This is a genomic window from Streptosporangium sp. NPDC020145 (genome assembly GCF_040631275.1).
Lineage (GTDB): Bacteria > Actinomycetota > Actinomycetes > Streptosporangiales > Streptosporangiaceae > Streptosporangium.
Window position 1 is genome coordinate 57761 of sequence record NZ_JBEXZT010000035.1, and the last position, 10961, is coordinate 68721.

Annotated in this window: 10 protein-coding genes; 6 read left to right on the top strand and 4 right to left on the bottom strand. The window is 71.7% G+C overall.

Annotated elements, in window-relative coordinates; all coding sequences use genetic code 11:
- Positions 1-171: 171 nt before the first annotated feature.
- Positions 172-1287, bottom strand: a complete 1116-nt coding sequence (locus ABZ463_RS37115; RefSeq protein WP_352013303.1) for an MFS transporter — start codon at positions 1285-1287, stop codon at positions 172-174.
- A gap of 41 nt (positions 1288-1328) precedes the next feature.
- A complete protein-coding gene (locus tag ABZ463_RS37120) occupies positions 1329-1796 on the bottom strand; it encodes a MarR family transcriptional regulator (RefSeq protein WP_352013304.1) in 468 nt (155 codons plus the stop codon).
- Between the two features lie 124 nt (positions 1797-1920).
- Here ABZ463_RS37120 and ABZ463_RS37125 point away from each other — a divergent pair, with 124 nt between their 5' ends.
- From ABZ463_RS37125 to ABZ463_RS37145, 5 genes are all read left to right on the top strand, one after another.
- The gene (locus ABZ463_RS37125; RefSeq protein WP_362783916.1) at positions 1921-5184 is read left to right on the top strand and encodes an efflux RND transporter permease subunit; all 3264 of its coding nucleotides are present in this window, start codon (positions 1921-1923) and stop codon (positions 5182-5184) included.
- A gap of 112 nt (positions 5185-5296) precedes the next feature.
- On the top strand, positions 5297-6727 hold the full coding sequence (gene purB / locus ABZ463_RS37130; RefSeq protein ID WP_362783919.1) for an adenylosuccinate lyase: 1431 nt from the start codon (positions 5297-5299) through the stop codon (positions 6725-6727).
- A gap of 43 nt (positions 6728-6770) precedes the next feature.
- Entirely contained in the window at positions 6771-7511 is a 741-nt protein-coding gene (locus ABZ463_RS37135) for a GNAT family N-acetyltransferase (protein WP_362783921.1), read from the top strand.
- 66 nt (positions 7512-7577) lie between these two features.
- Entirely contained in the window at positions 7578-8237 is a 660-nt protein-coding gene (locus ABZ463_RS37140) for a LysE family translocator (protein ID WP_362783924.1), read from the top strand.
- A gap of 42 nt (positions 8238-8279) precedes the next feature.
- On the top strand, positions 8280-8909 hold the full coding sequence (locus tag ABZ463_RS37145; protein ID WP_352013309.1) for a LysE family translocator: 630 nt from the start codon (positions 8280-8282) through the stop codon (positions 8907-8909).
- Between the two features lie 21 nt (positions 8910-8930).
- Here the strand turns inward: ABZ463_RS37145 and ABZ463_RS37150 are convergent, their stop codons facing one another.
- Positions 8931-9398, bottom strand: a complete 468-nt coding sequence (locus ABZ463_RS37150; RefSeq protein ID WP_352013310.1) for a MarR family transcriptional regulator — start codon at positions 9396-9398, stop codon at positions 8931-8933.
- Positions 9399-9600: 202 nt separating this feature from the next.
- On the opposite strand from ABZ463_RS37150, the gene ABZ463_RS37155 reads away from it, so the two are divergent.
- Complete coding sequence (locus ABZ463_RS37155; RefSeq protein WP_352013311.1) at positions 9601-9873, top strand: GlsB/YeaQ/YmgE family stress response membrane protein; 273 nt, start codon at positions 9601-9603, stop codon at positions 9871-9873.
- A 94-nt stretch (positions 9874-9967) separates the two neighbouring features.
- Here ABZ463_RS37155 and ABZ463_RS37160 read toward each other — a convergent pair whose 3' ends face one another.
- Positions 9968-10807, bottom strand: a complete 840-nt coding sequence (locus ABZ463_RS37160) for an LLM class F420-dependent oxidoreductase (protein ID WP_352013312.1) — start codon at positions 10805-10807, stop codon at positions 9968-9970.
- Between the last annotated feature and the right edge of the window lie 154 nt (positions 10808-10961).

Here is a 10961-nt window from a genome sequence, read left to right on the forward strand (position 1 = left end):
CTGTCCACCGGCTTGACAAAATGGATTGCGCACCATATTGAATCTGTTGATTCACTGAGGGTGACGCGTTTCTGTGAAGGAAGAGTAATTCGGGGTTTCCCGATGCGTTCCGTCCTGTGGAAATCACTCTGGCGGCATTTCCCGCCATATGGGGAGTTTTCCGGGAGGGGGTCAGCGGGGCGGGCGCAGGGCGCCTGCCGAGGCGGACATGAACGCGGCGAGCAGTACGGGGATGCCCAGCGCGGCGGGCAGGCCGACGATCTCCGCAGCCCCGCCGATGAGGGCGGGCCCGGCGACCAGGCCCGCGTAGCCGATGGTGGCGACCTGGGCGATGGAGGCTCCGGCCCGCTGCGGGTCGTGGTTGCCGGCCGCGGAGAAGACCTGGGGCACGATCGTGGACAGGCCGAGGCCGAACAGGGTGAAGCCCGCGACGGCGACGGGGACCTGGCCGACGAGCAGCGCGGCCCCCAGGCCTGCGGCGGCCAGCAGGCCGGAGACGCGGACCAGGCGGACCGGGCCGAAGCGCAGGGCCAGCCGGTCACCGGCGAGGCGGCCGATCGTCATGGCGGTGGAGAAGGCGGCGAAGCCGAGGGCGGCGACGCCCTGCGAGGAGCGCAGGTCCTCGAAGAGGTAGACGGCGGTCCAGTCGACGGCGGCTCCCTCTCCGACGAGCCCGGCGAAGGCGACCACACCGATGAGGACGATCCAGCCGTTTCTGCGTGTCCCGGCGGTGGCCTGGTCCTGTGACGGCGCGGCGGGCGGGGCGGGGGGCAGCAGGTGGCGTCCGGCCAGGAGCGACGCCAGGGCGAGGGTGACGCCGGTCGTGGCCAGGGTGGGGCCCGCTCCGGCGCCGAACCAGGCGAACAGGCCGCCGATTCCCGCGCCGAGGAGGCCGCCGACGCTGTACATGCCGTGGAAGCCGGACATGAGGGGGCGGCCGCAGGCGCGCTCGACCTCGACGCCGTGGGCGTTCATGGAGACGTCGAGGGAGGCGTTGACGACGCCGTACAGGAAGAGGGCGGCGATGAGCAGGGGCAGGGTCGGGGCGTAGCCGGGCGGGATGACGGCCAGGGCCGTGACGACGGCGGCGGGGGTGATGACGCGGGCGCTGCCGAAGCGGTCGGTGAGGCGTCCGGCGAAGCGCATTCCGACGATGAGGCCGGTGGTGAGGGCGAACAGGCCGTAGGCGAGCTGCCCGTTGCTGAGACCGAGGTCGCTCTTGACGGCGGGGATGCGGGCGGCCCAGGCGCCGGAGACGGTGCCCAGCGCCAGGAAGAAGAAGGACACGGCCAGGCGGGGAGCGGTGAGGGCGGCTCCCCGTTCGCGGTTCAGAGGGAGTCCTGACGGTCGAAGGCGGCGGTGGCCGCCTCGATCCTCGTCATGACGCTGAGCGCGTCGCGGAGGGTCTGGGTGTCGAGGAAGCCGAGGAGGTGGCGGAAGTCGGCCAGGCCCGCGTCGGCGATCCGCTCGACGAGGGTGCGGCCCGCGGAGGTCAGCTCGACCCGCCGCACGCGGCGGTCGTTGGGGTCCTCCCGGCGGGTCACCAGGCCGTGGCCGACGAGGCGGTCGACGATGCCGGTGACGGTGCCGAGGCCGACGTCGAGGTGGTGCGCGAGGTCCTGGCCCGAGGCGGAGTCCCGGTAGGCGAGGAGCATGACCACTTTGAGCTGGCGCATCGTGAGGTTGGTGTCGAAGAGCGGAGAGGGCGCCCTGCGCTGGGCGAGGAATCGTCCCAGGTCGCGCTGTAGCTCACCGATGCGGCTGATCAGTCGGTCGCGTTCGTCGTCCACACTCACCCTCTCGCTTCCTGAGAAGGTTATCAGGAAAGCTAGACAGCGTTAAATATTCGCATAATGCGAAGTGTTAGGCTGGAGAGAACTTACTGTGTCGTACCCCTCAGGCCCTTAGGAGTCCGCCCCCATGACCGCCCTGGCCAGGTTGAGTCTTGCCAACCGCAGCCTTGTCATAATGATCGCGGTCGTGTTGAGCGCGTTCGGCGCCTTCGCGATCCCCTCGCTCAAACAACAGTTGCTGCCCTCGCTTTCGTTTCCCGGCGCCTTCGTGGTCGCCCCCTACCTGGGAGCCTCCCCCGAGATCGTCGAGGAGCAGGTCACCAAGCCCATCGAGGACAGCTTCCAGGGTCTTGAGGGGGTCACCGAGGTGACCTCGACCTCCCGCGAGGGGATGGCGCAGGTCCAGGTGTCGTTCGAGTACGGCACCGACATCGACGCCTCGGTGAGCGAGATGCAGCAGGCGATCTCCCGGATCGGCTCCCAGCTGCCCGACGGCGTCGACCCGCAGGTCCTGGCAGGCGGCACCGACGACATCCCGGTGCTGGTGCTGGCGGTGTCCGCGGGCGGTGACCAGCGGGCCACGGCGGACAGGATCAGGCGGATCATGGTGCCCGCGCTGCAGGGCGTCGACGGGGTGCGCGAGGCCACGGTCACCGGCACCCGGGACGAGACCGTGGTGGTCACCCCCGACACCAAGAAGCTCGCCAAGCACGGCCTGGCGCCGACCGCGGTCGCCGACGTGCTGCGCGCCAACGGCCAGCCGATCCCCGCGGGCAGTCTCACCGAGGACAACCTGTCCCTGACCGTCCAGGTCGGCGACCGGATCACCTCCATCGAGGACCTGGAGAACCTCTACCTGCAGCCCGCCGCCCCGGCGCAGCTCCAGCAGCAGGGGGCTCAGCAGAGCCGTACGGCGCAGGCCCAGGCGGCGCAGGCTCAGGGCGCCCGTGGCGCGGGGGCGCAGCGGCCGCCGGTCGCCGTGGCGGCCCCCAAGCCGCCCAAGCCCGTCAAGCTCGGCGACGTTGCCACGATCGAGCGCTCGCAGGCCGACAGCACCTCGCTGACCCGCACCGACGGCGAGCCGAGCCTGGGCGTCTCGGTCACCATGAAGCCGGACGGCAACGCGGTGGCCATCTCCCACGCGGTGAGTGAGAAGCTGCCGGAGCTGAAGAAGGAGATCGGCGACTCCGCCAAGGTGAGCGTGATCTTCGACCAGGCGCCGTACGTGGAGCGTTCGATCGAGGACCTCACCACCGAGGGCCTGCTCGGCCTGGCCTTCGCGGTGCTGGTCATCCTGATCTTCCTGCTGTCGGTGCGCTCGACGCTGGTGACGGCGATGTCCATCCCGCTGTCGGTCGTCATCGCCCTGATCGCGCTGTGGCTCGGCGACTACTCGCTGAACATGCTGACCCTGGGCGCCCTGACCATCGCCGTCGGCCGCGTGGTCGACGACTCGATCGTGGTCCTGGAGAACATCAAGCGTCACCTGGGGTACGGCGAGGCCAAGCGGGACGCCGTGCTGGCGGGTGTGCGCGAGGTGAGCGGCGCGGTCACGGCCTCGACCCTGACGACCGTCGCGGTCTTCCTGCCGATCGCGGTGGTCGGCGGCATGGTCGGGCAGCTGTTCGCCCCGTTCGCCGTCACCGTGACGGTCGCGCTGCTGGCCTCGCTGCTGGTGTCGCTGACGGTCATCCCGGTCCTGGCGTACTGGTTCCTCAAGGCCCCCGTGCTCAGCCCCGAGCAGGCGCGCGCGATGCGCGAGGAGGCCGAGGCCAAGGAACTGCGCAGCCCGCTGCAGCGGATCTACCTGCCGGTTCTGCGCTTCGCCACCAAGCGCAGGCTGATCACCGTCCTGGTCGGCGTCGTGATCTTCGTGGGCACGATGGGCCTGGCGGGGCAGCTGCAGACCAACTTCCTGGACTCCTCCGGCCAGAACACCGTCTCCCTGACCCAGAAGATGCCTCCCGGCACCGACCTGGCCACCACCGACGCGGCGGCCAAGAAGGTCGAGCAGGTGCTCTCCTCCGTCAAGGAGGTGGAGACCTACCAGGTCAACGTGGGCGGCGGTGGCGGCTTCATGGGCGCCGCCTCCGGTGGCGGCGGCGGGGACCGCGCCTCCTACTCGATCACGGTGGCCGACGGCACCGACACCGCGGCGCTGGAGAACACGCTGCGCGACCGGTTCAAGGGGCTCACGGACGCCGGTGAGATCACCGTCGGCGGCTCCCAGAGCGGTCCGGGCGGCGGCTCGACCAACCAGCTCCAGGTGCTCGTGCAGGCGCCGGACATCGACACGCTGCGCGGCGCGGCCGAGACGGTGCGCGGCGCGATGGCGGACATGGGCGGCCTGCGGGACGTCTCCTCCAACCTGGAGGCCAGCGCCAAGCGCATCGAGGTCCGGGTCGACCGGAGGAAGGCCGCGGAGAAGGGCCTGACCGAGGGCCAGATCGGGCAGTTCGTCGCGCAGTCCTTCCGGGGCGCGACGCTGGGCCAGGTCACCCTGGACGGCCGGGCGAGCGATCTGATCCTGCGCAGCGGCGACGCCCCCGAGGACATGGCCGAGATCGGCAGGCTGAAGCTGCCGACCGCGACCGGCACGGTCAAGCTGTCCGAGGTCGCCAGGGTGTCCAGGGTCGACGGCCCCACCCAGGTGACCCGGGTCGACGGGGAGCGCAGCGCGACGGTCTCGGGTACCTCGACCGCCAGCGACCTGGGCGCCCTGACCACGACGCTGACCGCCAAGCTGAAGGACCTGAAGCTGCCCGACGGCGCGCGCTACACCATCGGCGGCGTGAGCGCCGACCAGAGCGAGGCGTTCGGACAGCTCGGCCTGGCGATGCTGGCCGCCATCGCGATCGTCTTCATGATCATGGTGGCGACGTTCCGCAGCCTCGCCCAGCCGCTGGTGCTGCTGGTCTCCGTGCCGTTCGCCGCCACCGGCGCCATCGGCCTGCTGCTGGCCACCGGCACCCCGCTCGGCGTGCCGGCCCTGATCGGCATGCTGATGCTGATCGGCATCGTCGTGACCAACGCCATCGTGCTCATCGACCTGATCAACCAGTACCGTGAGAGCGGCCTGGGCGTGGTCGAGGCGGTGATCGAGGGCGGCCGCAGGAGGCTGCGGCCGATCCTGATGACCGCGGTCGCCACGATCTTCGCGCTGATCCCGATGGCGCTCGGCCTGACCGGCTCCGGCGGGTTCATCTCCCAGCCGCTGGCCATCGTGGTCATCGGCGGCCTGGTGTCCTCGACGCTGCTGACGCTGGTGCTGGTGCCGACGCTGTACGTGATCCTCGAACGGACCAAGGAGCGGCTGAGCCGCGGGTCCAGGGCGGGCAGGCACGAGGCCGACGCCAAGGTCGAGGACGACAGGCTGACCCCGGTCGGCTGACCTCCGCCTCACCACCCGCCGCCCGCCGTACCCCGCAGGAGGGGGACGGCGGGCGGCGGCGCGCCTACCCCCTGGCGGGTCCGGAACGCGGGCGGCAATAGACTGAGGCAACGTGACTGCCAAGCCTCGCATCCCCAACGTTCTGGCCGCCCGCTACGCCTCGGCGGAGCTGGCCCGCCTGTGGTCCCCCGAGTACAAGGTGGTGGCCGAGCGCCGCCTGTGGCTGGCGGTGCTCGCCGCGCAGGCCCGGCTGGGGATCGCGGTGCCCGAGGAGGCCGTCGCCGACTACGAGAAGGTCGTCGAGCAGGTCGACCTGGCCTCCATCGCGGAGCGCGAACGGGTCACCCGCCACGACGTCAAGGCCCGCATCGAGGAGTTCAACGCGCTGGCCGGGCACGAGCACGTGCACAAGGGCATGACCTCGCGCGACCTCACCGAGAACGTCGAACAGCTGCAGATCCGCGACAGCCTCCTGCTGGTGCGCGACCGGTGCGTGGCGCTGCTGGCCCGTCTGGGCACGCTGGCCGCCGAGCACTCCGGCACCGTGATGGCCGGGCGCTCGCACAACGTGGCCGCGCAGTCCACCACCCTGGGCAAGCGGTTCGCCTCGGCCGCCGACGAGTTGCTGGTCGCCCTGGCCCGGCTTGAGGAGCTCATCGCCCGTTACCCGCTGCGCGGCGTCAAGGGGCCGGTCGGCACCGCGCAGGACATGCTCGACCTGCTCGGCGGCGACCGGGCGAAGCTGACCGCCCTTGAGGACCACGTCGCCGGGCACCTGGGCTTCGCGAACCGGCTGACCAGCGTCGGGCAGGTCTACCCCCGGTCGCTGGACTACGAGGTCGTCACGGCGCTGGTGCAGCTGGCCGCCGCCCCCTCCTCGCTGGCCAAGACCATCCGGCTGATGGCCGGTCACGAGCTCGTCACCGAGGGCTTCGCCGAGGGGCAGGTCGGCTCCTCGGCCATGCCGCACAAGATGAACACCCGCTCCTGCGAGCGGGTCAACGGGCTGACGGTGGTGCTGCGGGGCTACGCCTCCATGACGGGCGAGCTGGCCGGCGACCAGTGGAACGAGGGCGACGTCTCCTGCTCGGTGGTACGGCGGGTCGCCCTGCCCGACGCCTTCTTCGCCTTCGACGGGCTGGTCGAGACGATGCTGACCGTGCTCGGGGAGTTCGGGGCCTTCCCCGCGGTCATCGCCGCCGAGCTGGACCGCTACCTGCCGTTCCTGGCCACGACCAAGATGCTGATGGCCGCGGTGCGCGCCGGGATGGGCAGGGAGAGCGCCCACGAGGTGATCAAGGAGCACGCGGTCGCCTCCGCGCTGGCGATGCGCGAGCGCGGCGTGGGCAACGAGCTGCTTGCGCGCCTGGCCGCCGACGAGCGCTTCCCTCTCGGCCAGGCCGAGCTGCGGGAGCTGCTCCAGGAGCGGCTGTCCTTCACCGGCGCCGCCGCCGACCAGGTCGCGACGGTCGTGGCCAGGATCGAGGAGGTCGTCGCCCGCCACCCGGCCGCGGCCGCCTACACCCCGGGCGCGATCCTGTAGCTCTACCCTTTCCGGATTTTTCTGGACCCTTCTGGAGCCCCCCATGGAGTTGACCTCCACCGAGGACGTGGCCGCCGCCTGCCAGGACGACACGATCGTCATGTGGGCGGCGCAGGGAATGCGCCCCGGGATCCGGGCGTGGGCGCACGGGGAGGCGGTCGCGGTCGCCAGCCCCGACCTCAACCGCCGCGACCGGCTCACCGTCCGGGGCCCCGCCGGTCAGGCCGCCGTTCTCGTACGGCGGGTGCTGCCGGAACTGGCCCCCTCCTACCGGGTCATGGCGGAACGGGACCTGGCCGGGGAACTGGTGGGCCTGCTGCCCGGCTCGGGCCCGGTCCGGCCGTTCGAGTGGATGGAGACCGCGACCCCGCCCTCACCGCAGGACTCCGGGGAGGAGGAGACCGGATGGCTTGAGGAGAGGGACGCGGAGGTCGCCGCCCTGCTGGCCGAGGCGGCCCCCGCGGCGTGGGCCGTACCGGGGCTGCCGGGGATCCGCCGCTGGGCGGGGGTGCGCGCGGCGGACGGGAGCCTGGTCGCCACGGCCGCCGACGCCTGGTCCTGCCCGGAGGTGGGGTTCGTCGCCGGGGTGGCGACCGTCTCCGCGCTGCGCGGCAGGGGATACGGGCGGCGGGTGTGCGCCTTCGTCTTCCGGTCGCTGATCGCCGCGCACGGCAGGGTCGCGCTGGTCGTGGACACCGACAACCGCGCCGCGATCGGCGTCTACGAGCGGCTCGGCATGCGCCTGCGCCCGGTCGCGGCCCTGGCGCCGTTCTCCGCCGGCTGAGGAGACCGGGCCACTTCGTGGAATTGGCCGTTCTCCGCGGGAAGGGGCGCAGGACAGGATGCGGTCATGACATTGACGGTATCGCTCAGCTCCCTCGCCGCCGTCGCGGTGATCGCCCTCGGAATGGTCCTCACCCCCGGCCCCAACATGCTCTACCTGATCTCACGGTCGGTGACGCAGGGCCGGGGGGCGGGCATGATCTCCCTGGCGGGTGTCGCCGCCGGTTTCCTGGTCTACCTGGCCGCCACCGCGGCGGGGATCGCGGTGCTCTTCGCGGTCGTGCCCGCCATCTACACCGCGATCAAGCTCGCGGGCGCGGCCTATCTGCTGTGGCTGGCCTGGAAGGCGGTGCGCCCCGGGGGCGGTTCCGTCTTCACCCCTGGTGAGACGCGTTTCGACCCGCCGGGCAGGCTGTTCTCGATGGGGCTGGTCACCAGCCTGCTCAACCCCAAGATCGCGGTGATGTACGTGTCGCTGCTTCCGCAGTTCCTCGATCCCGCGCACGGCGACGTCGCGGCCCAGGGCCTGACCCTCGGTCTCGTGCAGGTCGTCGTCTCCCTGTCGGTCAACGCCCTGATCGTCCTGGGCGCCGGGTCCGTCGCCTCCTTCCTGACGGGCAGGCCGCTGTGGTCGCGGGTGCAGCGCTATCTGATGGCCACCGCCCTGGTGGGGATCGCCCTGCGGGTCGCGACCGACCGCTCGCGTGCCCTGGTCGCCGTACCGTAGCGACGATCTTGGGCGAAGCGGGGAATATGGGACACTGCTGTCGTGCTCACCGCCGTGCTCGCCTTCATCGCCGTCGCACTGGTTCTCACCGTCTCCCCGGGCCCGGACACCGTGATCGTGCTGCGCACGACGATCGCCTCGGGCCGGGGGGCCGGGTCGCTCGCGGGGGCAGGGGTGATCCTCGGCTGCTACGTGTGGGGGATCGCGACCGCGCTCGGCCTGACGGCGCTGCTGGCCACCTCGGACCTCGCCTACACCGCCGTCAGGATCGCGGGCGCCGTCTACCTGACCTGGCTCGGCGCGCGGGCGCTGTGGAAGAGCCGTTCCGGCTCCGCGACGCGCCGGGAACAACCCGAGGGGGAACCCGTGACCGGCGCGTGGAAGGTCATGCGGACCGGGTTCGTGACCAACCTCCTCAACCCCAAGGTCGGGGTCATCTACATGACGCTGCTGCCGCAGTTCGTCCCCCACGACGCGGCCGTGCTTCCGACGACCCTGCTGCTGGTCACGGTGCACGGCCTGCTGGGCGCGGCGTGGTTCGTGCTCGTGGTCTGGGCCGCGCACGCCCTGCGCGGCGGGCTCTCCCGGCCGTCGGTGCGCCGCCTCACCGAGCGGCTGACCGGCCTGGTGTTCATCGGCTTCGGCATCCGCCTGGCCGCGGAGGCACGCTGAGGACCGGCCGCGGGGACGGGGTCAGTCGCCGAACCAGCCGGGCACGTCGAGCCGGAACACCTGGCCCGCGGTGAGCGCGCGCAGATCCGCCTCGAACGCCCCCATGCGTTCCCGTCCCAGCGTTCGCGCCCAGCGCTCGCGCAGGTCGTCGAAGATGCGGGCCGAGAGCGCCAGGCTCTCCAGGCCGTGGGGCGTGAGCCGTACGATCTTGCGCCTGGCGTCGCCGGGGTCGCAGGCACGCTCGACGTAGCCCAGCCGCTCCAGGGTGGCGACGGTCTTGCCCGCGGCCTGCTTGGTGATTCCCAGGCGTCTGCCGAGCTCGACGGCGGTGGTGCCCTCGACGCCGATCGCCTGCATGACGAAGCCGTGCATCGGCCGCATGCCCGGGTGCCCCCGGCGGGCCAGCTCGGCGTGGAGGTCGTCGATGAGCATCCGGAAGCCGATCAGGAGCCTGAGCGGAAGCTCGAAGCCGGGAGGATCACTGGGCACGGTCGGTAACCTGGTTCGCCGATTCGACAACTACGTTTACGTTGTCCACCTTAGGAGCTCCCTCCGGCCCTGTCACCCGAGGCCCGCCCCGGTGTCCGTTCCGCCGGACAGGACGATCGCCACCGTAGGTCGTGATTTTTCATGTGTTGTCCTCACTTTCAAGGGCATACGGATGGCAGCCAAGCAAGAGGGAGTGTGGACCATGACAGTCACCGGCATCATCACCGCCATCGTCATCGGAGCGATCATCGGCGCGCTGGGCCGGCTGGTCGTCCCGGGGCGGCAGGGCATCCCCATCTGGCTGACCATCGTGATCGGCATCGTCGCGGCCCTCATCGGCACCGCGATCGCCGGTGCGCTGGGCGTGGCGAGCACCCGGGGGGTCGACTGGATCGAGCTGCTCATCCAGATCGCCCTGGCGGCCGTCGGCGTCATCGCGGCCGCGGGCCTGTACGGCAGGCGCGGCGTGCGGTGACCGGTCCCGCGCGGACCTGTGAGCGAACGCGGAACGGCCCCGGCCGGGGAGAACCCGGCCGGGGCCGTCCGGCGTGTTCAGGAGGTCCGGCGCGTCACTCTCCGCGCGCCTTGGCCAGCGCCGCCTCGAAGGCGTCCATCTCCCGCTGGAGGCGGTCAAGGCCCGCGGACGGCAGCCAGGCCATCACCCGGGCGACCCCCGCACGCTCGCACGCCTCCAGCACGGCGGGGTCGGCCGGCGCGGCCATGACCACCGTCACGACCGTCCGTCCCGCGTCCTCGGCCCTGCGCCGGAGCTCACCCACCCGGTCCAGGACGTCCGGCGCGTAGTTCGGCAGCCAGCCGTCGCCGTAGGAGAGCACCCGGTCGAGCACCCGGGGGCCGGTGCCGCCGACCAGCACGGGGGGATGAGGGCGCTGCGCGGGCTTCGGCCAGGAGAGGATCGGGTCGAAGGAGACGAACTCCCCGTGGTACTCGGCCTCGTCCTGGGTCCAGATGCGGCGCATCGCCTCGATGTTCTCCTTCATCACCGCGAAACGCCGCGCCGGGTCGACCCCGTGGTTGCGGATCTCGGGTTCGTTCCAGCCAGCCCCCACGCCGAGCTCGAACCGGCCGCCGGTGAGGTGGTCCACGCTCGCCACGGTCTTCGCCAGGCTGATCGGGTGGTGCTGCGGCACCAGGCAGACGCCCGTCCCGACCCGCAGCCGGGTCGTGACCACGCCCGCGGCCGTACAGGCGGTCAGGGCGTCGTAGGTGTGCGCGTACTTGCGCGGCAGCGTCCCGCCCTCCGGCGGCACGGGAGGCTCCCCCCAGGCCTGGATGTGGGTGTGCTCGGTGAAGAAAAGGGCGTCGTGACCCCGTTGCTCGACCAACTGGGCCAGCACACCCGGGCGGACCGCGTCATGCGTAGCGAAATATCCGAAACCAGATTCCATGGCGTCCCCGTCTCCCACGGAGGGGGGGGGGGGGGGCCCGGGGGCCCCCCCCCCCCCCCGGGGCGGGTACGTGAAAATTTTGGGCGGGGGCGCGGGCGGTGGGGAGGCCCCCAAACCCCCGGCGACACCCACCCGGCGGCGGGCAGAAGAGGGG

What these genes read in the sequence shown, in the direction of transcription:
- ABZ463_RS37125 (WP_362783916.1), top strand. Translation starts at nt 1,921, where the DNA reads ATGACCGCCCTGGCCAGGTTGAGTCTTGCCAACCGCAGCCTTGTCATA.
- ABZ463_RS37135 (WP_362783921.1), top strand. Translation starts at nt 6,771, where the DNA reads ATGGAGTTGACCTCCACCGAGGACGTGGCCGCCGCCTGCCAGGACGAC.
- ABZ463_RS37140 (WP_362783924.1), top strand. Translation starts at nt 7,578, where the DNA reads ATGACATTGACGGTATCGCTCAGCTCCCTCGCCGCCGTCGCGGTGATC.
- ABZ463_RS37155 (WP_352013311.1), top strand. Translation starts at nt 9,601, where the DNA reads ATGACAGTCACCGGCATCATCACCGCCATCGTCATCGGAGCGATCATC.
- ABZ463_RS37160 (WP_352013312.1), bottom strand. Translation starts at nt 10,807, where the DNA reads ATGGAATCTGGTTTCGGATATTTCGCTACGCATGACGCGGTCCGCCCG.